This is a genomic window from uncultured Chloroflexus sp., from assembly GCF_937129525.1.
Lineage (GTDB): Bacteria > Chloroflexota > Chloroflexia > Chloroflexales > Chloroflexaceae > Chloroflexus.
The window spans coordinates 1-21025 of sequence record NZ_CAKZNK010000096.1 but is presented as its reverse complement, the minus strand read 5'-3'; the positions used below and the strand labels follow the sequence as shown (position 1 = coordinate 21025).

Annotated in this window: 22 protein-coding genes, 1 tRNA gene and 1 other RNA gene; 10 read left to right on the top strand and 14 right to left on the bottom strand. The window is 57.3% G+C overall.

Features of this window, described 5'->3' with window-relative positions; genetic code table 11:
* The 3 genes from gatA to Q0650_RS12410 all read left to right on the top strand — a co-directional run bounded on the left by gatA (position 1) and on the right by Q0650_RS12410 (position 2406).
* The gene (gatA, locus tag Q0650_RS12420; RefSeq protein ID WP_298819419.1) at positions 1-1464 is read left to right on the top strand and encodes an Asp-tRNA(Asn)/Glu-tRNA(Gln) amidotransferase subunit GatA; all 1464 of its coding nucleotides are present in this window, start codon (positions 1-3) and stop codon (positions 1462-1464) included.
* A gap of 120 nt (positions 1465-1584) precedes the next feature.
* Positions 1585-1830, top strand: coding sequence for a 30S ribosomal protein S18 (rpsR, locus tag Q0650_RS12415; protein ID WP_298819417.1), 246 nt, complete (start codon positions 1585-1587; stop codon positions 1828-1830).
* A 99-nt stretch (positions 1831-1929) separates the two neighbouring features.
* Positions 1930-2406, top strand: coding sequence for a Fur family transcriptional regulator (locus Q0650_RS12410; protein ID WP_298819415.1), 477 nt, complete (start codon positions 1930-1932; stop codon positions 2404-2406).
* Between the two features lie 5 nt (positions 2407-2411).
* Here Q0650_RS12410 and Q0650_RS12405 read toward each other — a convergent pair whose 3' ends face one another.
* The 5 genes from Q0650_RS12405 to ettA form a co-directional block, all read right to left on the bottom strand.
* Complete coding sequence (locus Q0650_RS12405) at positions 2412-2978, bottom strand: hypothetical protein (protein WP_298819413.1); 567 nt, start codon at positions 2976-2978, stop codon at positions 2412-2414.
* A gap of 10 nt (positions 2979-2988) precedes the next feature.
* Positions 2989-3606 (bottom strand): GNAT family N-acetyltransferase, encoded by a 618-nt coding sequence (locus tag Q0650_RS12400; RefSeq protein ID WP_298819411.1) that lies wholly within the window; start codon positions 3604-3606, stop codon positions 2989-2991.
* A 10-nt stretch (positions 3607-3616) separates the two neighbouring features.
* A complete protein-coding gene (locus Q0650_RS12395) occupies positions 3617-5056 on the bottom strand; it encodes a serine/threonine protein kinase (RefSeq protein WP_298819409.1) in 1440 nt (479 codons plus the stop codon).
* A gap of 188 nt (positions 5057-5244) precedes the next feature.
* The gene (locus tag Q0650_RS12390; RefSeq protein WP_298819407.1) at positions 5245-6588 is read right to left on the bottom strand and encodes an acetyl ornithine aminotransferase family protein; all 1344 of its coding nucleotides are present in this window, start codon (positions 6586-6588) and stop codon (positions 5245-5247) included.
* 498 nt (positions 6589-7086) lie between these two features.
* Complete coding sequence (gene ettA / locus Q0650_RS12385; RefSeq protein ID WP_298819405.1) at positions 7087-8766, bottom strand: energy-dependent translational throttle protein EttA; 1680 nt, start codon at positions 8764-8766, stop codon at positions 7087-7089.
* Positions 8767-8873: 107 nt separating this feature from the next.
* On the opposite strand from ettA, the gene Q0650_RS12380 reads away from it, so the two are divergent.
* From Q0650_RS12380 to Q0650_RS12360, 5 genes are all read left to right on the top strand, one after another.
* Positions 8874-8947: transfer RNA gene (locus Q0650_RS12380), tRNA-Gln, on the top strand.
* Positions 8948-9097: 150 nt separating this feature from the next.
* Complete coding sequence (locus tag Q0650_RS12375; RefSeq protein ID WP_298819404.1) at positions 9098-10036, top strand: ribose-phosphate pyrophosphokinase; 939 nt, start codon at positions 9098-9100, stop codon at positions 10034-10036.
* Positions 10037-10117: 81 nt separating this feature from the next.
* Positions 10118-11470, top strand: a complete 1353-nt coding sequence (locus tag Q0650_RS12370) for a hemolysin family protein (protein WP_298819403.1) — start codon at positions 10118-10120, stop codon at positions 11468-11470.
* The gene (gene cdd / locus Q0650_RS12365; protein ID WP_298819401.1) at positions 11451-11867 is read left to right on the top strand and encodes a cytidine deaminase; all 417 of its coding nucleotides are present in this window, start codon (positions 11451-11453) and stop codon (positions 11865-11867) included. Before Q0650_RS12370 ends, cdd begins: the two co-directional genes overlap by 20 nt.
* Entirely contained in the window at positions 11864-12067 is a 204-nt protein-coding gene (locus tag Q0650_RS12360) for a hypothetical protein (RefSeq protein WP_298819399.1), read from the top strand. Before cdd ends, Q0650_RS12360 begins: the two co-directional genes overlap by 4 nt.
* A gap of 145 nt (positions 12068-12212) precedes the next feature.
* Here the strand turns inward: Q0650_RS12360 and Q0650_RS12355 are convergent, their stop codons facing one another.
* Positions 12213-12860 carry a hypothetical protein gene (locus Q0650_RS12355; RefSeq protein WP_298819397.1) on the bottom strand — a complete coding sequence of 216 codons (648 nt, stop codon included), beginning with the start codon at positions 12858-12860 and terminating at the stop codon, positions 12213-12215.
* A gap of 91 nt (positions 12861-12951) precedes the next feature.
* Between Q0650_RS12355 and ffs the strand changes: the two genes are divergently transcribed.
* Positions 12952-13048: signal recognition particle sRNA small type (ffs, locus tag Q0650_RS12350), an RNA gene on the top strand.
* Positions 13049-13094: 46 nt separating this feature from the next.
* Here the strand turns inward: ffs and Q0650_RS12345 are convergent.
* Positions 13095-16052, bottom strand: a complete 2958-nt coding sequence (locus Q0650_RS12345) for a hypothetical protein (protein WP_298819395.1) — start codon at positions 16050-16052, stop codon at positions 13095-13097.
* A gap of 180 nt (positions 16053-16232) precedes the next feature.
* On the opposite strand from Q0650_RS12345, the gene Q0650_RS12340 reads away from it, so the two are divergent.
* The gene (locus tag Q0650_RS12340; protein ID WP_298819393.1) at positions 16233-17387 is read left to right on the top strand and encodes a Yip1 family protein; all 1155 of its coding nucleotides are present in this window, start codon (positions 16233-16235) and stop codon (positions 17385-17387) included.
* 142 nt (positions 17388-17529) lie between these two features.
* Here Q0650_RS12340 and rplL read toward each other — a convergent pair whose 3' ends face one another.
* From rplL to Q0650_RS12305, 7 genes are all read right to left on the bottom strand, one after another.
* The gene (gene rplL / locus Q0650_RS12335; RefSeq protein ID WP_298819391.1) at positions 17530-17928 is read right to left on the bottom strand and encodes a 50S ribosomal protein L7/L12; all 399 of its coding nucleotides are present in this window, start codon (positions 17926-17928) and stop codon (positions 17530-17532) included.
* A gap of 78 nt (positions 17929-18006) precedes the next feature.
* Positions 18007-18555, bottom strand: coding sequence for a 50S ribosomal protein L10 (gene rplJ / locus Q0650_RS12330; RefSeq protein ID WP_298819389.1), 549 nt, complete (start codon positions 18553-18555; stop codon positions 18007-18009).
* A gap of 229 nt (positions 18556-18784) precedes the next feature.
* Positions 18785-19498, bottom strand: a complete 714-nt coding sequence (gene rplA, locus Q0650_RS12325) for a 50S ribosomal protein L1 (protein WP_298819387.1) — start codon at positions 19496-19498, stop codon at positions 18785-18787.
* Positions 19499-19557: 59 nt separating this feature from the next.
* Positions 19558-19983 carry a 50S ribosomal protein L11 gene (gene rplK, locus Q0650_RS12320; RefSeq protein ID WP_298819385.1) on the bottom strand — a complete coding sequence of 142 codons (426 nt, stop codon included), beginning with the start codon at positions 19981-19983 and terminating at the stop codon, positions 19558-19560.
* An 85-nt stretch (positions 19984-20068) separates the two neighbouring features.
* Positions 20069-20626 (bottom strand): transcription termination/antitermination protein NusG, encoded by a 558-nt coding sequence (gene nusG / locus Q0650_RS12315; protein WP_298819383.1) that lies wholly within the window; start codon positions 20624-20626, stop codon positions 20069-20071.
* A 24-nt stretch (positions 20627-20650) separates the two neighbouring features.
* Positions 20651-20878: a preprotein translocase subunit SecE gene (gene secE / locus Q0650_RS12310; protein ID WP_298819381.1), complete on the bottom strand. Its 228-nt coding sequence runs from the start codon at positions 20876-20878 to the stop codon at positions 20651-20653.
* A gap of 69 nt (positions 20879-20947) precedes the next feature.
* Positions 20948-21025, bottom strand: a 78-nt coding sequence (locus Q0650_RS12305) for a hypothetical protein (protein WP_156525324.1), incomplete at its 5' end; no start/stop codon positions are given.

The window sequence follows — 21025 nt, the reverse complement described above, 5'->3', positions numbered from 1 at the left end:
ATGACCGAATTACACACTCTCACCGTCAGCGCTGCCCGAGCTGCGCTTGCCGCGGGCGATATGACGGCGGTTGAATTAACTGAAGCCTGTCTGGCCCGAATCAACGCAACTGACCCACTGATTCGTGCCTTCCTGCATCTCACGCCCGAGACTTCATTAGCAGCAGCGCGGACTGCCGACGAACGACGACAACGTGGACAATCACTCGGCCCGCTCGACGGTATTCCCATCGGTATCAAAGATGTCATCTGCACCGAGGGAGTGCCCACAACTGCCGGATCGCGGATTCTGGCCGGGTTTCGCCCGCCCTACAATGCGACCGTCATTGAACGATTACTGGCCAGCGGCGCAGTCGTGATCGGCAAGCTCAACTGTGACGAATTTGCCATGGGTTCGAGTACTGAGAATAGCGCCTACCAGATCACCACCAACCCCTGGGACACCAGTCGGGTGCCGGGTGGTAGCAGTGGCGGTAGCGCCGCTGCGGTGGCAGCCGGGCAAACCCCGGCCACTCTCGGCACCGACACTGGCGGTTCGATCCGGCAGCCGGCGGCGCTCTGCGGCATCAGCGGTCTCAAACCGACCTACGGGCGCGTGAGCCGATACGGCCTGATCGCGTATGGTTCATCGCTTGACCAGATCGGGCCAATGGCCTGGACAGTCGCCGATCTGGCGTTGATCATGAATGTCATTGCCGGCCATGATCCACGTGACGGTACCAGTGCGCCCATTCCCACCCCTGATTACACTGCCGCCCTGACCGGCGATCTGCGCGGGTTGCGAATCGGGATTCCGCGAGAGTACTTCGTCGAGGGTATGGAACCCGGTGTCGAAGCCGCTACCCGCGCAGCCATTGAGGTGTTGCGTGAACAGGGAGCCACCTTAGTCGATGTCTCGCTACCGCACACCAAATATGCTTTGCCTACATATTACATCATCGCTCCGGCTGAAGCCAGCGCAAATTTGGCCCGTTTCGACGGCGTGCGCTACGGCTTTCGCGCCGAGGGCGAGACGATGTGGGAACAGATCGAGCAGACGCGCGGGAAGGGGTTTGGGCCAGAGGTGCGCCGACGAATTATGCTCGGCACCTACGCACTCTCGGCGGGCTATTACGACGCCTACTACCGACGCGCTCAACAGGTGCGCACGTTGATCAAACGCGACTTCGATCAGGTTTTTGCGCAGGTCGATCTGCTGGCTACGCCAACCTCGCCGACTGTTGCCTTCCCGATCGGCCAGAAGATGAACGATCCCCTGGCGATGTACCTGAGTGATGTCTGCACGTTACCGATCAACCTGGCTGGCGTGCCGGCACTGGTCGTACCCTGCGGTTTCAGCGAAGGTCTGCCGATTGGCCTGCAACTGATCGGGCGTCCGTTCGACGAAGCAACGTTGTTGCGGGTTGGCGATGCCTATCAGCGTCTCACCGATTGGCACACCCGCCGACCACAGCTTCCCGTATGAACACTCTCGGGAAACACCGAACAAACGGTCTGTTTCAAGCATTAGCAACTTGTGGTATACTATTGAACGGTTTTTGAAACATTGACCGATCAGACAAAGAGGCAAGGAGAGAGAGTATCAATGAGCCGTTCGCGAGGAGTAGGGCGGCCTCGTTCACGCCGCCGCGAGTGTGAGTTTACCAAGCTTGGGATTGTGCCGGATTATAAAGATGTAAAGCGTCTGCAAAAGTATCTGACCGCGCAGGGCAAAATCCTGCCTCGTCGCCGCACCGGTGTGTCGGCCAAGATGCAGCGCCGCCTGGCTGTTGCCATCAAGCGCGCCCGCCATCTGGCATTGCTGCCGGCTGCCCCGGCACACACCCGTTAACGACCACACAAACAGTATCGGTACGACGCGACGCGCGAGGGTCGGTCAGCTTATTGCTGCCTCGACCCTCGCGTATTGATCACTTAGAGGAAACCATATATGGCGACCAATACTGCTGCATCACTCCAGCCACCCCTCGACACCCAGGCCTGGCTTAACGGTGTGCGCTCAGCGTGGCAACGAAGCGGATTGCGGATTACCGGCCCTCGCTTGCGCGTCATCGAAACGATTGTCTCGTATCACGCACCATTCAGCGCCGAACAGCTCTACACCGATCTTTGCGCGCACAACGAAGCGCCGGGAAGGGCGACCGTCTACCGTACTATTGATCAATTGCATGAAAGTGGCTGGCTGGCCCGCATTCACGGCGCAACCGGCGAAGAGGGCTACGTACCCTGTCATCCCGGTCATCTCCACCATCTGGTTTGCACGAAGTGCGGGCAGGTGATGAGTTTTGAAGGTTGCAATCTCGAAGAACTGCTGGCTCGCATTGCCGCCGAAACCGGCTTTAGCGTTGAAGGACATTTACTGCAACTGTTCGGGCGCTGCGCCAATTGCCAGAACACGCTGCCGTAACCGGTTTAGATCACTGTTGCTGGTAACACGATCCCAAAATCATTCAGTCGCGAGCGTACCTTGTCGAGTTCGAGCGCTCCCATACTACGCAGGCGCACGCTGAGGTATTGTACATCAAGCTGGTGGCGGCGAACGATACCGGCGACATCGGTGACATCGTGCTTACCCTGCTCGGGACCACGCTGCAATAAGAGCTTGTGCGCCACGATGTCCTCTGGCGCAGCCACGAAGACCTGCGTGCCAAGCAGCGGCATGCGTCGGCGGTGTTGTCGCATTGGCTCATCGAGCCAGAACGGATAACTCACACTGCCGAAACGCGCGGTCAAATCCTCAAACAGCTTGATCCCACGCCAGATCACTCGTCCACTATCAGCCTGCACCGCTTTATGCGATTGCTGCAAGAGATGGATCACACGGGGCAACGCACCACGCTCGACCAGAATATCCACGTCGTTAATCGGACGTCGGTCACCATACAGGTGCGCAGCCGCGCCACCAATAACTGCCCATGCCATCTGATCGCCGTCGAGCAGGCGTTGGACGATAGCAAGATTGCCGGCGATAAGCGACATTATATTCTCCCTAAATCAGTGCGCCGCCAGCAGCCAGCCAGGCGTCGCGTGTCAATTCCATCTCGTAAAATTCTACCTGCGCGTCAAATCGATTGCGGCGAAAATAGGGCGCCAGGTGTTGATATTGCTGTTCGTCTAGCAATTTTAACACAGGCTCATTACCGATATGTCGCCATTCGCTGCCAATACCCACAAAACCGAGGCGCTGATAGCAACGCACCGCGCGCAGATTGAAAGCCGCCACATCGAGAACCATCCGCTGATAGCCGAGCGAACCGAAGTAGTAAGCGAGAAACAGACGCAGCGACTCGCCACCCAGTCCCTGCCCGACGTAGGGCTGAGCCAGGGAAATCCCCAGCCGGGCCGATTGCCAGCGGCGGTCAATCTCACGCAACGAGATACGACCGATGAGCGGACCCGACCGCAGATCCACAGCCCATGCTTCGTTTGTTCCCGTCCACTGATGGTCATCCTGACCGGGCTGATACGGGCGCGGAATGTTCCAGAGCGAGCTAAACGGTTCGCTATAACGCGGCCAGCGCTCTTGCATCAGCGTATCGGCTCGTTGCCATGGGCGAATGCGAACCCGCTCGCCGAGCAATTCGCGCATTTCCGCTTTCTGTGTCACAGGCCCTCTCCTACTGTTGCGGACGTAAATAGTTTAACGACATCCAGCCCTCGATAAGCTGGCCATTCTGCTCAAATTGGACCTTCAACCATGGGATATTATCGGCCATGACCGGTCCTTCCATCTTGCGCACGATCGTTCCATTAGGAACGACCATGAGAATATTACCAGGATTGGTGCCCGGTTCAGCGCGCAGGTTCAGCCCTTCAGCAATATTGACCACATATTGCTCTGTCGTGGTATTGCCGGGCAAACCTACAGCCGGCGGCAACCACTCCGGCAAGGGAGTCAATTGCAGAGCACTCGCGATCCCTAATCGTTCGATCGCCCACGTCACGGCCCAGAACGAACCACCGGCCACGACCAGCAAGAGCAGCATCATTACCAGCCAGCCCTTCAAGCTGCGGCCCCAGTTTTGCCGACGAAACTGGTCTACATCAAAAGAACCGGTCAGCGCGCGACTCACCCGACTGCGCAGATCGCGCCGCGCTATCGCCGGCGCGTTCGCGCGATCTGCGACACGCGAAGCCGGCGCGCCGGTTGCAGATTGAGGAGGAGCTACAGGAGGAACAACCGGTCGAGGTTGAGCAACCGGGATAACTGGCAACCGGCGCGTTTGCACCGTCAACTCATGCCAAAGGCTGTCGATGGCCACGACCAACGCCTGGGCGTCGGGAAACCGCCGGGATGGATCGCGCGCCGTCGCCTGAGCAATCAATCGATCAACTGAAGGCAGATAGATGGCTGGACGCGCGCGAGCCAGCGGAGGCACCGGTTTGCTTAGATGAGCCAGCGCGGTCGATTGGGGATCATCGCCATGGATGGGGCGTTGACCGGTGATCAGCTCGAACAACAAGATACCCAGCGCATATACAACACTGGCCAGTTGAGGCGCCTGGCCCGCGCTGAGTTCGGGCGCTCGATAGTGAGCCAGATCTGCCGGAATCATTGCTGAAGCGAAGAACCAGCCATCAACCAGCTTCACCTGATCATTGCCCACCAGTAAGAGATTGGCGCTGCTAATCGGGGGGTGGAAGAGACCGAGGGGCAATTCAGCCGAACGATGACGCTGACAGAGCGCCACTGCATCGGCAACCTGACGCGCGACGGTGAGCGCCTGCGCTACGCTTAACGCCCCCATACCAAATAATGGCCGACCTTCCACCGCTTCGGTAATGAGAAATGGACGATTATTGCTCTCGCCGCTATCAAACACTTCGAGCAATACCGGATGCGAACGGCGCGCGCTCTGCGCCGCTTCTTGCAGAAATTGCTCGCGTTTGCGCTGGTTTCCCCATAACTCCTTGCGCAATAAATGGATCAAGACAGGGCGTTGTAAGCGCAAATCGGTGGCTTTGTACACGGTGGCCAGACGTGTCTCGCCAAGCGCTTCATGCACTCGATAGCGGCCAAAAAGGACCGGTTCCTTTGTCGCTTCAGGGGAAGTCATGCGCTGATTCCATCAACCCATTCCACCAACCACCAGCCGATGGATCTCTTCATATATTATCATGAGCTTACCACACCTGGCGGTGCTGTTGGGCAGCTTTCACCAAAACAACGTCGCAGCGATCCCGATATTATCGGTTGACGCTGCGACTCGTCACATCCATAGTATTCCGCTCACGCAAGCCCTGATTACAGACACGCTTCAATTGCCAGCGCAAAGCGCTCGACCGCTTCATCAGCCTGCGCCTTCGTCAAGGTCAACGGCGGACAAAACCGGATGGTAGAAGCGCCACAGGTGAGCACAAGTAACCCTTTACGGAAACTCTCTTCCATGACCGCATCGGCGAGAGCGCCAGCCGGTTGACCCTGCTCGTCAACAAATTCAACCCCGATCATCAACCCTCGACCACGAACGGCTCCGATCTGGGGAAAGCGGGCCTGCAATGCGCGCAGTCGGTCGAGGAGATACTCACCCACCGTAGCCGCATTGACCATCAGTTCCTCTTCGACCATACAGAGCAGTTCGTAGGCCACTGCGCAGGTCAGGCCATTACCGCCGTAGGTGTTACCGTGCGAACCAGGCTGCCATTGGCGCGCCAGTTCGGCGCGGGCAATCATCGCGCCGAGCGGCAGACCGCCACCCAACCCCTTAGCCGATGCCACAATGTCGGGCACAACCCCTTCGTGCTCGAACGCCCACATCTTGCCGGTACGGCCAACGCCACTCTGCACTTCATCAACGATCAGTAATATGCCATAACGATCACAGATCGAGCGGAGGCGCGACAGCGCACCTGGCGGCGGCACCACATAGCCACCTTCACCCTGGATTGGCTCGATCACAATTGCCGCTACCTCTTCAGGTGGAGTGGTTGTCTTGAATAGAGTGCGCTCGATCAGATCGAGACAGGCAATATTGCATGTCGGGAACTGGAGATTGATTGGGCAGCGGTAACAATTGGGATAGTAGGTATGGCTCACCCCCGACAGCAACGGAAAGAAGCCACGACGCTGTCGCGGTTTCGATGCGGTCAGCGAAAGGCTACCATAACTGCGCCCATGAAACGCGCCGTAAAAGGCGATAATATTCTGGCGACCGGTGACATAGCGCGCCAGTTTGATACTGGCCTCAATTGCCTCAGTGCCGCTATTGGTGAAAAAGACCTGCCATCCCTGGCCACCTGGCATCAGCGAGACGATCTTCTCGGCGGCGCGCACCATCGGCTCGTTGTAGAAGTCAGTGCCGGCCATATGGGTGAAGCGCTGCAACTGCTCCTGGGCAACTTTGACCAGACGCGGATGACAGTGACCGGCGGCAAGGACGGCAATCCCTGCATTCATGTCGAGAAACCGGTTTCCGTCTACGTCCCAAACTTCGCATCCCTGCGCATGATCGATCACGAGGGGGTAGACGCGGCCAAGCGGCGCAATCACTTCGTGATCGCGGGCCACCAGCGCCTGCGCGCGCGGGCCGGGTACCGGTTCGGGCATGTAGTCGGCAGGCGAGCGTGCTGTATCGGTATAGGCCGTCATAAGATGCTCCTTTGCAGATCGGCATTGTATATAGTTGCAGGCTGAATATTGTAGCCGAACTGCAAGAGTGGCGTCAAGACAATGCCCAATGCATCACCTGCCACAGAGCGACTCGCTGCTATTACCACAACCAGCCTGCTCCTGACGTTCATTCAGCATTGACTGCAACGACAAAGTAGCCCCATTGGAAGAGCTGCTTCCGGCGGGTTGTATTATATCCTCACCGAACACTTACCCGCACTTGATAGCGTAGCGCGCCAAGCAAGAGGGTAATGATGAAGCGCATACATACTCACTTACTGGAAGTAAAAAAATTTGTTGGTCAATATGGTAACAGGTTTAGCAGAAAAGAACAGTAAACAGGCATTTACCGGCAATAACAAGAAAACTACCCGGTGGCTATGCGGTGAATCACCACCGGGCGGCTCTCCATACAAAGCAACAAGCTGCCTGACTACGCGGATCATCGCGCCATCAGGCAGCTCAGGGTCACACCGGTCACTGGCGCGTTAATTTACGGTAAACGATCCGATGCGGATGATCGGCCTCAGCACCCTTGCGCTGTCGATAATCGGCAGCGTATTCTGAATAGGTACCGGGGAACCAGACCACCTGGCTGTTACCTTCAAAGGCGAGGATGTGCGTGGCGACACGATCGAGGAACCAGCGGTCGTGCGAAATGATCAACGCGCAGCCGGCAAAATTCTCCAGACCCTCTTCAAGCGCGCGCAGCGTATGCACATCGAGATCGTTGGTTGGCTCGTCGAGCAATAGCACATTCGCCCCCGATTTGAGGATACGGGCCAGATGCACCCGGTTGCGCTCACCACCGGAGAGACTGCCAACCAGTTTCTGCTGATCGCTACCGCTGAAATTGAAGCGGGCACAGTAGGCGCGTGAATTGACCTGTCGTCCACCAAGCACGATCTGGTCGTTTCCTTCGGTAATAGCTTCCCAGACCGTTTGCCGCGGATCGAGCACGTCGCGGCTCTGATCGACGTAGCCGAGCTTCACCGAAGCGCCAATTTCCAGCGTGCCACCATCGGGCTGTTCCTGGCCGACGATCATGCGGAAGAGAGTCGTCTTGCCGGCTCCGTTGGGGCCAACAATGCCAACGATTGCGCCCGGCGGCACCTCAAAGCTGAGATTTTCGTAGAGGAGCCTGTCACCGTATGCTTTGGTAACGCTGGTTGCCCGAATGACCAGATCGCCGAGGCGAGGGCCGGGTGGGATGTAGATCTCAAGCTCACGGTCGCGCTGATCCTGACTCTCATTCAGCAGACGTTCATAAGCGGCAATTCTGGCCTTCGATTTCGCATGGCGACCCTTCGGCGCCATATTGATCCATTCCAGCTCACGCTGAAGCGCCTTCTGACGCTGCGACTCGGCTTTTTCGGTTTCGGCCAGCTTCTGCCGTTTCTGTTCAAGCCAGCTCGAATAGTTCCCGCGCCAGGGAATGCCATGCCCGCGTTCGAGTTCGAGGATCCAGCCGGCGACATTGTTGAGGAAATGGCGGTCGTGGGTGACGGCGATCACGGTGCCTTTGTACTCTTGCAGATGGCGTTCGAGCCAGGCGACCGACTCGGCATCGAGGTGGTTGGTTGGTTCATCGAGCAACAGAATATCGGGCTGTTGCAAGAGTAACCGGCACAACGCAACCCGACGGCGCTCACCGCCTGATAGAACTGCTACCGGCGTATCACCCGGCGGGCAACGCAACGCATCCATTGCCAGCTCCAGCCGGCTATCAAGATTCCAGCCATCAACGTGATCGATCTTGTCTTGCAATTCAGCCTGCTCGGCGATCAGCGCATCGTAATCGGCATCGGGGTGATTAAACTGCTCGGTAATCTCGTCGTAGCGACGGAGCAGAGCAACAATCTCGGCCATGCCCTCTTCGACCACTTCACGCACCGTCTTGGCATCGTCGAGATGTGGCTCCTGTTCGAGCAACCCGATGGTGTAACCGGGTGAGCGCGTAATCTCGCCAGTGTAATCCTGATCGAGACCGGCCATGATCCGCAGCAGTGAACTCTTGCCCGATCCATTCGCGCCGATCACGCCAATCTTGGCGCCATAGAAGAACGACAGGCTAATATCTTTGAGAATTTCACGGTTGGGCGGCACCACTTTGCCTACCCGGTACATCGAAAAGATCACCTTCTGTGTATCGGTCATACGGAAACTCCTCGGGTAAATCAGTACCGACCTCTAGTGTAGCACAGGCGATCGGTAGCAGTTGTTGACAATGCGCGTTCAGGCTTATGGTATAATACCCAACGTGATGCCGGGTGGTGTAATGGTAGCACAGCGGACTTTGGATCCGTTAGTCTAGGTTCGAGTCCTAGCCCGGCAGCCACATTCAGCACTGTGCCACAGGCAATGAAACGACTGAACCCGTATAATCTATTTTCAGCCATGGCGGTCAGAGTAATTGGCTCGACCAATTGACAGGTGCGCAGTGAGCATGCTCGCTGCGCGTTTCTATTCAGGAAAGAATGATTGAGACATGGACGGTCGCCTGCTTATCTTCACCGGCAACGCCAACCCGGCGTTAGCGCAAGAGATTGCCCGCAACCTGCGCATCAATTTGGGGCGGGCGCTAGTCGGCACCTTCAAAAACGGCGAAACGCGGGTCAAGATCCACGACAATGTGCGCGGCTGTGATGTATTTGTCATTCAGCCAACCTGCACGCCGGTAGATCACCATCTGATGGAATTGCTGATCATGATTGACGCCTTCCGGCGAGCTTCGGCGGCCCGGGTCACGGCAGTCATTCCCTATTACGGCTATGCCAAGCAAGAGAAAAAGACCTCAGGGCGCGAACCGATTACCGCCAAGCTGGTGGCGAATCTTATCCGCACCGCCGGCGCTGACCGCGTGCTGACGATGGATCTGCATGCCCCGGCAATTGAAGGCTTTTTCGACATTCCGGTTGATCACCTGCAAGCATCGCCATTGCTGGCCGACTATATTCGTGAACTCAACCTGCCCAATCCGGTAGTGGTTTCGCCGGATGCCGGTGGCGTTGGGCGAGCCAACCGTTTCCGTGAGCGGATCGGCGCCGGTCTGGCTATCATCGCCAAACAGCGGCTTGAACCCGATACTGCCGAAGTGATTGAGATGGTTGGCGAAGTTGAAGGGAAGACAGCGATCATCGTTGATGATATGATCTCAACCGGCGGCACGCTGATCGAAGCGGCGCAGACGTTGCTGGCCCGCGGCGCGCGAGCAGTGTATGCCTGCGCAACCCACGGAATCTTTGCCGATAATGCCTTGCAACTGATCGCCAACTCAGATCTGGTCGAAACAATTGTGACCAATACGATTCCCCAGCCGCCTGATGCTGCAGCCGCTCGTGTGCGCGCGATCAGCGTCGCGCCACTGTTTGCCGAAGCAATTATGCGCATCCACAAAGATCTTTCGCTCAGCGCACTCTTTTCGTGACAAAGCGGGATCGCGCGCCCGATCGATTCTCTTCGGGCGCATTCCAGACCCGACGCGCTGCGCTTTCCCACGGAAAGGAGGATGATTCGCTTGGAAGACCCCGGCCCTAGTTCGCTAGTGATCGGCATTGGCCTCTGCCTCTTCTTTCTCGGTATTACCTCGGCTGCCGATACGGTCTTGATGACCATCAGCCGTCCGCGTCTGAGCGCCCTGCTCGGCTCGGCTGGCCTTGGCACGCGCCGTTTCACTGCGCACTTTTTCGACGAGCCGTACCGGATCAAGTCAGCCATCATCTTTTTGAATGCCACGCTTACCATTACAGTCACGGCACTGACAATTCAGCTTACTGCGCCGCATGGCTTCAATGCACTGTTTATCGGCCTCGCAACACTGTTATTCGCAATCCTGCTGTTGAGTGAAGTGATCGCCAAGGCGCTGGCCTACCGCAACCCAGAAGCCACAGTACTCATACTCGCGCGCCCGCTCGTGATTGTGGCGACAATCCTGTGGCCTTTGATGGCAATTATCAATGCGATCACTCGCCCGATCTTCACGCTGCTGAGTGGAAAGCCAGCTCCCCCTGCGCCGCTCGTCACCGAAGAAGAATTGCGCCTGATGATGAGCGCCGGTGAAGAAGCCGGCTGGATTGAGCACGAAGAGCGGGAGATGATCGAGGGGGTGATGGATTTTGGCGATACACTGGTGCGCGAGATTATGATCCCGCGGGTAGACGTGGCTGCGCTCGAAGTGAACAGCTCACTCGATCGCGCGCTTGATCTGGCCATCACCCGCGGTCACTCACGTATTCCGGTCTACGAAGAGACGATCGATAACGTGATCGGCATTCTGTATGTCAAAGATCTGATCCCGGTCTTACGCGACGGACGACGCGATACGCCGCTCCGCGTTCTGTTGCGCCCGGCCTATTTTGTGCCGGTGACGATGAAGGTATCGGCGCTGCTAGAAGATTTGCAACGGCGCCGCGTTCATATGGCAATTGTCGTCGATGAGTATGGCGGCACAGCGGGAATCGTCACGCTTGAAGACCTGATCGAGCAGATCGTTGGCGAAATCCGTGATGAGTACGACACCGAAGAGCCGGCAATCGTCGAGGTCGGGCCAGGAGAGTTGATCGTTGATGCCCGCGTTCCTATTGACGATGTGGCCGAGCTGCTTGAAATGGAATTTCCGGAAACCACCGCCGACCGCATTGGCGGCCTGGTCTACGAGCAGTTGGGTCGCATTCCGCGCGTCGGTGATGAAGTGACCTGTGGTGACGTAACGATTACTGTGCTATCATTGAAAGGTATTCGCGCCGAACGGCTGCGCATCGTTCGCCAGCCACCGGAGGAAGCGGAAGCGGCGCAACCGGCGGAAACTGCAAGACCTGTGTTGCCGATCACCCAGGAAGCGCATGGATCCAGTAGCTCTTGACCAGCTTATCAATGCCGCGCTGGCAGCCCAACGGCGCGCATATGCGCCCTACTCACGCTTTGCAGTCGGCGCAGCAGCCATGGTTGCCGATGGCCACATCTTTAGCGGCGCCAACATCGAAAATGCCTCGTATCCATTGACAATTTGCGCCGAGCGAGTGGCGCTCTTCTGCGCTCATATGGCTGCCGCCGGCCCGGTGACGGCTCTGGCCATTGTGACGCCAACTCCGACTGTAGCCAGTCCATGCGGCGCATGTCGGCAAGTCATTTTTGAACTGGCGCCGCGCGCGCAGATCATTCTGCTTAACGCTGATGGCAGTGAACGCCGCTTCACCACTCCGGCAGAACTCTTACCCTACGGTTTCGGCCCCGATCAACTTGAGGCACAGGGAAGGTGAGCAGGGCGTTCAGCCCTACCACCTCTGCGCAATCTGTCAGCAACAAGCTGCGAGTGACCGGTTTTACTCAGGTCACTCGCGGTCGCATTCAGCAGATCATTCTGCTCAACGCCGATAGCAGTGAACGCCGCTTCACCACCCCAGCGGAACGCTTACCCTACGGTTTCAGCCCCGATCAACTCGACTCCGAGGGCAGGTAAACAGCGCATTCAGCGCTACCACCTCTGCGCAATCTGCCAGCAACAAGCTGCGAGTAACCGGTTTTACTCAGGTCACTCGCGGGCGCATTCAAGATAAAACCCTTAAGACACAGCAGTCGCTTACCAACGGTAGAAGCAATTGAGGTTATTGCGGCTGGCTGCTATCCGGCGGCGTCGCTGGCATTGGCAACAGCGGCGCAACTGGCGCAACCAGCCGGTCTACAATCGCGCCGAGGCGGGTAAATTGTGGCCCTAACTCGGTTTCGGCCAGAGGGATATTGACCGGCACGTCAAGCTCTACCGGAATCGAAGTGACCAGTTTTACGTTCATGTTCAGATCGACCGGTAATTCAAGGCCAGCAGGCAAGACAATAGCGACACTGGCATTGAGATTCCCACCACCGCCGGGAAACGCGATCTGCGCGGGCGCTTGCAACGACACCGGTTCGGTGAGCTTCACCACGTTTCGTTCAGTCATAATCGTGGCGCCATTGATCGGAACATCCAGTTCAATTGGCAGGCGTGTGCTCAGCGGTACGGTGTAGACAATCGTAGCCGATTCGAGGTGATCAACCACATCTTGCAGCTCAGCCAGATTGTTGGCGGCAAAGACCGGCAGGCTTTCAGCAAGCTGGGACACCTGACGCTGGTTCATAACCAGAATACCGATCACAATTCCTAACACAACCAGCAGCACGGCATTCATGATGAACGATGTCCAGATCATTGCCTTGTAGAGGGGGGCAATGCGCGCGTAACGCTTTTGGGGGCGGGTGGTGGTTTCGTTGCTCATGTATCCTCCTGCGACTACTTGTTGTCAGGAATAATACCACGCCTGTTCGTAGACGCAAGGGTTGCGCAATTGCTGTTTTGAGGTATAATGTCTAAGTGCCGCGAACGGCAGATACTTGCGGAACCCCGCCAGGACCGAAAGGTAGCAACGGTACGCGAGTTCCTCTGGGTGTTCGCGGCGCTTTATTTGCGGGTGAGCAGGCTGCGCGCAGAGCAAGCGCTGCGCCTGACCTTATCAAGCGCGATCATCAGCGACAATGGTGGCTGCCAGATCAGCCAGGAGTGGCGCGCCCCCAATGCGCAACAAAATCGGCGCTGCCAGTTCGAGCGCGCGAAACATCTCTTCGCGACCAATTGCGGCGCGAGTCAATGTCGCCGCCAACCGGCTAAGCGTGGTTGGATGTTTTGCGTCGAGCGCAGCCACAATCGCCAGTTCAGCCCGCACCCGTTCATTGCGACGACGAATACGACGCGCAATCGTCGCAGCCGCGGCCAGTTCACCCTGACCGGCCAGCGCTACCGCGAGCGCAGCGCGGTAGCGACTTCTGGCTTCACCGGTCAACAATTCATTGGCCAGTTGATCAGCCTGTGTCGGGCCAACCGCCACCAGCAGCGGCGCCGCCATCACCAACGCCCGCGCCCGTTCAGCCGCCACTTCAATCGAACGAATCATTGTCACAGCCATGGCTACATCGCCAGCCCGCGCGCGCGCAATCGCCAGATCAGCGCTCGTGCGCGCCCGTTGATCATCGGCCACGATGGCCGCTGCCTGGGCAATCGCCGCTTCCCAATCACCAAGGCCGGCCAGTATCCGGGCAATCTCGTCGCGCGCCCAATCGCGTTCATCATCATCGGTCATCCTGGACAGCACTTCCTGCGCGCCTTCATAATCACCTGCCTGCACGCACGCCACCGCCACCCGTGAGAGCGCGCGCTCCAGCTCTTCGCCGCTCAGTTGATGAGCGATCGCCAAAGCGCGATCTTTGCGCCCAATGGCGGCATGCGCCGACGCTAACGCTGCCAACAAGATTGGGCGATCTTCACCCTGGAGCGCATCGATCTCGCGCGTAGCGCGCTCGGTAGCCAGATTAGCGACTAATCCCTGGAGGAGAATTCGCAACTCAAGCAGCGTAGTCACGCGCAATTCCCGGCTAGAGATGCGTTCGGCAGCGGCCAGTGCATCGCCATCCTTTGCGGCCTGGGCGAAGACCCGGGCAAGACGGGCCAGGCCCCGATCGCGCTGATGCTGACTGGGCAGCGCCGCGATCCGTTGCAACGCCGCATCTTCGTTGCGCAACGCCAGATCGCATGCCAGCTCGATTTCAGCCCATGCCCGTGCCGTCTCAACTGTCAACTCTTCGAGCAACATTTCACCCCGCGAATCGCCAATCCGCGCCAGCGCCACTGCCACTTCAGCCTGCGCCCAGGCTGCCCGATTTTCGTGCAAAATGGAGCGTGACAACCGCCAGGCCTGATCGTACTGCCCATCGCTCAGCAACCGGCGCACTACCAGCGTCTGCACCTGCGCGCGCCGCTCGAGCAGATCGATCAGTTCAGCGCAGGCCAATGCCCGCTCAATATCGCCAACCTCAAGACATGCCGTAGCCAACGCTTCAATCGTCTGATCGCGCGCGTCACGCCAGGCCCGCGAGACCGGTTGCGCCTCGAGATCGAGCGCGCGCGAGAGCAGGCGCATCGCAGCGCTACGCATATTGACGCTATAACAGGCTTCACCGAGCTGGCGCAAAACCGCCGCCTTAGGCACGCCATCGGGCAACTGCTCGACAATGGTATTGACGCGGCGCAGACTCCCCTCACGCCCACCGGTCTTGACTGCGGTCAAGAAGGCTGCCGTCACCAGTTCGCCACTGAGCTGACGCGCGCGGCTGGCCAAAGTGCCGGTAATCGCCGCAATCCGACCAAGAGTCAGTGGCGGGCCGGCAGCGGCATCATGCAGCATCCAACCGGCATCGCGCAACGCGCCGACCAGTCCTTCACGCAACTCGCGTTCTCGCAGCCAGGCCACCGGCTGAGCCGTGGGCAAGTTGGGAGGACGACGGGCAGGCGGGCACAACACCGTATGGCGCGCTAACTGGCGTCCCATGTATCGTTGCGCCGGGTCAAGCAAGTTATTCCGTAACCGTGCAGCGCACCATTCAGCCAGCTCTCCGTGGGCAGCATCAACCTCGTGAGTGGCGTAACGGGACAGGAACAGACGGACGGCGCGATGAGCGTAGCGCACCAGGAGCAAGGCGTCTTCATCGCTGACGCGCCGAAGGTTGATATGCACCAGGCCCTGCTCTTCCCAGCGATCAAGAATCAACTGTGGATGTCCGGAAACCACCTGCGATAGCACTGATACCGGCAACGGTTCACCGGCAGCCGCCAGAAGCGTGGCCAGCCGTCGCTCAACCGGACTAAGACTCTGCCACCAATACTGAAGCAGATGATCGAGATCGCGTGGAAGATGAGCGATGTCCAGCAGACCGAGATGCAACCAGCGTTCAGCCCAACTCAGGTAGAGCAGATTACCTTGCGCTGCATCGATCAATGGCGCGCGCCAGACGGGAGGACAATTACGCCGTTCGAGCACGGCGAGTTGGGTTTGGGTTACTGCGCTATCGGCAGCAAGCAGAGAAAGTTTTGCATCAGGCTCGACCGGCAGCGAGCCGTGGATCAGCAAAGAGACACCGGCAGGCAGATCGAAAGGCAGGGGAAGCGGCAGCGATCGCAACGGCTGCCGATCACGATCAGGGGCGCTGACCAGCAAGACAAGCGGTTGTTCAGGATCGGCAATTTCAGCCAGTAACCGTTCACAGGCAGCGGGATCGGTGAGAGCTGCCGGATCGATCAATGGCAATGAAGGGCGGCGCAGAGCGGCAATCTGGGCATAAAAAGCGAGTGCGCCGTTGCCATCATCATCATCCACCAGCCAGAGCGGCCAATCAGCGCGCGTGGCGAGCTGACAAAGCAGCGTCGTTGCTCCCGTACCAAGAGGCGCATCAAGCGCAACGATTCCAGGTCGGGCGCGCAGCGTCGCCAAAACTTGCTCAACTAAGGCTGAACGATCAATTGCCGAACGAAGACACGCCTGAACTCGTTCTTGCTGCGCGCGCAACGCTGGCGCAACCGCAGCATAGAGTTCGCTAAATTGCTCGACAGCGCGAAAGGCACGTGGTGTTGCTGGTTTCATCGGTTGTGTACTATACCACATTCTGGCCAGTGTGCTATAGTATACAACTATAAAGCGTGTAGACTCTAAATCGGGAAATCAGACCTAAACAGGAATTTTCCGATAAACGTTCTGGATTTCCGGTAGATAAGGGTCTCTTCGCATTCTTACCCGATACTATCACATATTCAAATTGCCATAATGCCACCATTTCGTGACACAGCCTTCGATCACTTCCTGCACATACATCAGGCGGTGAAGGATTCTTTCGACGAGCAGATTCGCCAGACAGAACAGAAGCTGCGACAACCGGGGACTTCAGCAACCGCTCATTTCTTCATAAGTTTCTTCTTCGTGATGGTAAGCTGGTTTTTCATCGTTAACGAACCTCTTAAATCATTACTGGCAGATTTAAAGATCGATGTAACCGGAACATCACCGATCATCTTATTAATACTCGGCTTTGGTATCTGGGCACTCATCCTTTCGCTTATCAACAGATTCGTTTATCGAAAACTTAGCATGAAGGGTTCTTTAGCAATTTATAATATTGTCGTGTTGCCATTATTCCCTGCTTTGCTGATCTTGAGTGTAGCAGAAAGAAGTATAGCGTTAACCGTTTATGTGGTATGGGCAGTTCTGTCACTGGCAGGCTGGTTGTTCATCTTTGGCATTTTTTGGATGATTAGTGGTAACATACCACGCTTCTTGTTTATGGTGCTTTCTTCGATCGGTCGCGATCGTCCTGAGAGTGCATTGATCCCCGGCTATACCGCCATGACCCGGCACGCTGCCCGGCGGATTGCGAACAACCAGCAGCTTGCTGACCTGACAGCCCAACAGTGGCAGGATATTGAGGCAATTGCGCGCTGGAAGCTCGATGGAATCAACGGACGAATCCAGTCGTTTTCGTTTGGCCTTGCTGCGATCGGGATCTTGAGCCTGGCAACGCTCGTATTCTCAGAAAACGATCTTCGCGCAATCTGGGAAGGACTCTGGCGCAGCCTGTTGCAAATCCTGGGATTGGAAACCAGTAACGAAGGCTTGCTGATAACGCTACTACTTCTGGTCAGCCTGGCGCTGCTATCAGTATTCTACTTTGCTCGCTCATACAGCGAGCTGCGCACCCTGGAAGCGATTGGAATCATTTGCGCGCTGGCGGCAAACAATGGCTCAGCCGCATCTTCCAGTGAGGTTGACAGAGGAAAGCCAGATAAAGGTGCGGGAGTGACGAAAGCAACTGTTACCTCTGAAAGCGCAGTCACAGATCCGCTCGCATCGCCTGATCCGTCTCCTCATCAGAAAATAACTGCTGAGCCGACAGACAATCCTGACCACTCTGACTCACGCAGATGATCAAGCCTTAAGCACCGGAGGCAAACCAGTCTCTGCGAATGCCTTCTACCACCCACCGATAAGCTTTTGAAAGACGCAATAAAGCGTGGCGCACCAATAACGATACGCCACGCTCTCAACTCAGATCAAGCTGAAACCGGTCTTACTTAATCTCGACCACGGCGCCGACCTCGGTCAACTTGGCCTTCGCCGCCTCAGCCTCTTCCTTGCTTACACCCTCGCGCACCGGCTTCGGCGCACCCTCAACCAGATCCTTCGCCTCCTTGAGGCCGAGGCTGGTCAACTCGCGCACCACCTTAATAACCTGAATCTTGTTGGGGCCAGCCTCCTTGAGGATGACATCAAACTCAGTCTTCTCCTCAACCGGAGCGGCAGCGGCAGCGCCATCACCGGCGGCAGCAACCGGCATCGCCGCGCCCATCGCCATCACCGGCGCCGCTGCGGTCACGCCCCACTTCTCTTCCATCTTCTTCTTCAGTTCAACCAGCTCGAGGACGTTGAGACCCTCGATCATTTCGATAATCGTATCAATCTTCGACATGGCGTTTATACTCCTTCGTGATGAGAATAACCAGAACCCAAAAATCTACAACTGTTACGCAAGCGATATTAAGTACACTTACGCCGCCTCGCCCTGCGGCTGCAACTGATCGATCCGCGCCTGCAAGACGTAGAGCACGTTGGAAATAGCGGCATTCAAGACACCGACCACACCCGAAACCGGCGCCGCGATACCACCGACCACCTGGGCCAGCGCCTGCTCGCGCGAAGGCAGCTTCGTCACCTGCTCGAGCGCATCAGCCGGCAACAAGGTCTTGCCGAGCAGAGCGCCACGGACGGTAAAGCTCTTGTTGCCCGACTTGAGATAATCGAGCAGAGCCTTTGCTACCTTAGAAACGTCGTCATAGGCGAAGGTCACCGCAGTCGGGCCGGCAAGCAACGGATCGAGCGCCTCGCGACCGGTATGATTGGCGGCAATTTTCAGGAGCGTGTTCTTTGCTACCACGACCTCCCCGCCATGCTCGCGCAACTTGCGGCGCAACTCGGTCATATCAGCCACGCTCATACCGCGACCATTACCGCGATAATCGGCAACGACCACAAGCTGGGCGCGGCTCAGTCTATCGGTTAGCTCCTTAACCGTTTCAACTTTGCGCTGTGTTGGCATCGTATTTCACCTCCTCTCCGTTGAAACTCAGACAAAAAGCAAGGCCGCCCGTGTCCTGAGACCGGGCGACCGAGAGCGGCGCAGTCATTGACTGCGCGTGTATAGCTAGAGCGAACGAATCGCTTACTACTATCACACCTCAGACGCCACCTCGGCTGGCGGCCCGGCGGGGGCCATTAAGAGCGCTGCTCACCGGCTGTCTCAGGCAGCAAATGGCGAGATTCAGTTGTTACGGCTTAAAGTTTTGCGCCGCAAGTGGGTCAACCGGCACACCAGGCCCCATCGTGCTGGTGAGGGTGACACTGCGAATATAGGTCCCCTTCGCGCCACTCGGCTTTGCCGCTTTTACTGCGTCCATCAAGGCAACGAAGTTTTCGGCGAGCTGTTGTGGCGAGAAGCTTACTTTCCCGATCGCAACGTGCAAAATACCGGTCTTGTCGTTACGGAACTCGACACGACCGCCCTTCACTTCACGGATCGTGCGAGGCAGATCGGCAGCCGGGACGATTGTACCACTCTTGGGGTTTGGCATCAAGCCACGTGGACCGAGTTTGCGACCGATGCGACCGACCTTACCCATCATATCGGGGGTGGCGATGGCTACATCAAAATCGAAGAAATTCTCGCGGTCGATCCGGGCGATCAGGTCATCGCTACCGGCATAATCGGCTCCGGCGTCAAGCGCAACCTGCACTGCTTCACCTTGCGCGAAGACAAGCACGCGCACCGTTTTGCCGGTGCCGTGAGGCAAAGCAACAGTGGTACGGATATTTTGATCGGCGTGGCGCGGATCGATACCCAGGCGCAGGTGCGCTTCGACGGTAGCATCAAACTTCGCGTATGAGGTCTCTTTAACCAACGCCAGCGCCTCAGCAGGCGAATACAGACGTGAACGGTCAACTTTCGCCAGCGCAGCGAGATACTTTTTTCCGTGTTTCGGCATAGTAACTACTCCGGGTGGTGATGGCGGATCGCGACAATCCTCCCACCAGCTTATAACGCTTATTCAACGATCTTGATGCCCATACTGCGCGCAGTGCCGGCAATAATCCGTTCGGCTGCCTCAATATCATTTGCATTCATATCAGGCAGCTTTTGCTGGGCAATCTGGCGCAACTGAGCGCGGGTGATCGAACCAACCGTTGTGCGCTTGGGGGTGCTGGCACCTTTCTGAATACCAGCCGCCTTGCGCAACAAATCGGCGGCAGGCGGAGTCAACAGACGCGCTGTGAAGGAGCGATCGCTGTAGATCATAATCTCAACCGGGACAATGCTGCCGGCCTGCGCTGCCGACTTCTCATTGTACTCCTTCACGAACGCCATAATATTGATGCCGTACTGACCGAGCGCCGGACCAACAGGCGGCGCTGGCGTTGCCTTACCAGCCGGCAATTGCAGTTTTACGACTGCGACAAGTTTCTTTGCCACGACACAACTCCTTCGATAGCGGGAGGCAACATCTCATCCTCCCTCCCTCGCGCAACCGGCGAGGTCACGGACAGAAGAACCAGTGTTATTCAACCAGGCGGGTCACTTGCAGGAAGTCAAGCTCGACCGGCGCTTCACGACCGAAGAACGAGACCAGCACGCGCACCCGACCACGCTCGTGGTCGATCGCATCGACAATGCCTTCGAAATCGGTAAAGGGGCCATCGATAATCTTGACAGCCTGTCCCTTTTGATAGCTGACGCGCACTTTGGGAGTTTCGCCTTCCATCTGGCGCAAAATAGCCTTCACCTCTTCATCCTCGAGCGGTGTCGGCTTATTGCCATTCCCGACGAAGCTGGTTACTCCCGGTGTATTGCGCACCACATACCACGAGTCGTCGGTGAGACGCATCTGCACCAGCACATAACCGGGATAGATCTTCTTGTTGACCGTGCGGCGCTGTCCGTTTTTGATCTCAATCTCCTCTTCAGTTGGCACGATGACGCGGAAAATCTGGTCTTGCATCTCCATCGAAGCGATGCGATGCTCCAGATTTTGCTTTACTTTATTTTCGTAACCCGAATAGGTATGGATCACGTACCAGCGCCGATCATCAGTCTCTTTATCTTTTTCCTCAGACATGGGCAGCCCCCATTTGCGAACCCGCTACTGGACGAGGCTCACAAGGCTCGTGTAGAGGAACGTGAAGATCGTATCACCAATGAAAAGCAGCAACCCGATCACAAGTGACACCGCAATCACGAGCACCGTAAGACGAATCGTCTCTTCGCGGCTTGGCCAAACAACTTGCCGTAACTCGCTGCGCGTTTCACGAAATGTGCGCGCGAGAATGTTTTCTTGAATGTCACGCTCTGTATCTTTGGCCACGGCCATTGCATACCCTTCACTTTGAAGCTGCCGGCGGTAATACCACCGGCAGCTTAGCGAATCCGGCCTCAGGCATTAATCAAGGATCTTGGTCACAACACCGGCGCCGACGGTGCGACCACCCTCGCGGATGGCGAAGCGCAAGCCTTCTTC

Excerpts from the sequence above, each read along its gene's own strand:
- Q0650_RS12395 (WP_298819409.1), bottom strand. The coding sequence starts at position 5,056 with ATGACTTCCCCTGAAGCGACAAAGGAACCGGTCCTTTTTGGCCGCTAT.
- Q0650_RS12355 (WP_298819397.1), bottom strand. The coding sequence starts at position 12,860 with ATGAGCAACGAAACCACCACCCGCCCCCAAAAGCGTTACGCGCGCATT.
- rpsR (WP_298819417.1), top strand. The coding sequence starts at position 1,585 with ATGAGCCGTTCGCGAGGAGTAGGGCGGCCTCGTTCACGCCGCCGCGAG.
- rplL (WP_298819391.1), bottom strand. The coding sequence starts at position 17,928 with ATGTCGAAGATTGATACGATTATCGAAATGATCGAGGGTCTCAACGTC.
- gatA (WP_298819419.1), top strand. The coding sequence starts at position 1 with ATGACCGAATTACACACTCTCACCGTCAGCGCTGCCCGAGCTGCGCTT.
- Q0650_RS12410 (WP_298819415.1), top strand. The coding sequence starts at position 1,930 with ATGGCGACCAATACTGCTGCATCACTCCAGCCACCCCTCGACACCCAG.
- rplJ (WP_298819389.1), bottom strand. The coding sequence starts at position 18,555 with ATGCCAACACAGCGCAAAGTTGAAACGGTTAAGGAGCTAACCGATAGA.
- ettA (WP_298819405.1), bottom strand. The coding sequence starts at position 8,766 with ATGACCGATACACAGAAGGTGATCTTTTCGATGTACCGGGTAGGCAAA.
- Q0650_RS12405 (WP_298819413.1), bottom strand. The coding sequence starts at position 2,978 with ATGTCGCTTATCGCCGGCAATCTTGCTATCGTCCAACGCCTGCTCGAC.
- Q0650_RS12390 (WP_298819407.1), bottom strand. The coding sequence starts at position 6,588 with ATGACGGCCTATACCGATACAGCACGCTCGCCTGCCGACTACATGCCC.
- nusG (WP_298819383.1), bottom strand. The coding sequence starts at position 20,626 with ATGTCTGAGGAAAAAGATAAAGAGACTGATGATCGGCGCTGGTACGTG.
- rplA (WP_298819387.1), bottom strand. The coding sequence starts at position 19,498 with ATGCCGAAACACGGAAAAAAGTATCTCGCTGCGCTGGCGAAAGTTGAC.
- Q0650_RS12345 (WP_298819395.1), bottom strand. The coding sequence starts at position 16,052 with ATGAAACCAGCAACACCACGTGCCTTTCGCGCTGTCGAGCAATTTAGC.
- Q0650_RS12340 (WP_298819393.1), top strand. The coding sequence starts at position 16,233 with ATGCCACCATTTCGTGACACAGCCTTCGATCACTTCCTGCACATACAT.
- cdd (WP_298819401.1), top strand. The coding sequence starts at position 11,451 with ATGGATCCAGTAGCTCTTGACCAGCTTATCAATGCCGCGCTGGCAGCC.
- secE (WP_298819381.1), bottom strand. The coding sequence starts at position 20,878 with ATGGCCGTGGCCAAAGATACAGAGCGTGACATTCAAGAAAACATTCTC.
- Q0650_RS12375 (WP_298819404.1), top strand. The coding sequence starts at position 9,098 with ATGGACGGTCGCCTGCTTATCTTCACCGGCAACGCCAACCCGGCGTTA.
- Q0650_RS12370 (WP_298819403.1), top strand. The coding sequence starts at position 10,118 with ATGATTCGCTTGGAAGACCCCGGCCCTAGTTCGCTAGTGATCGGCATT.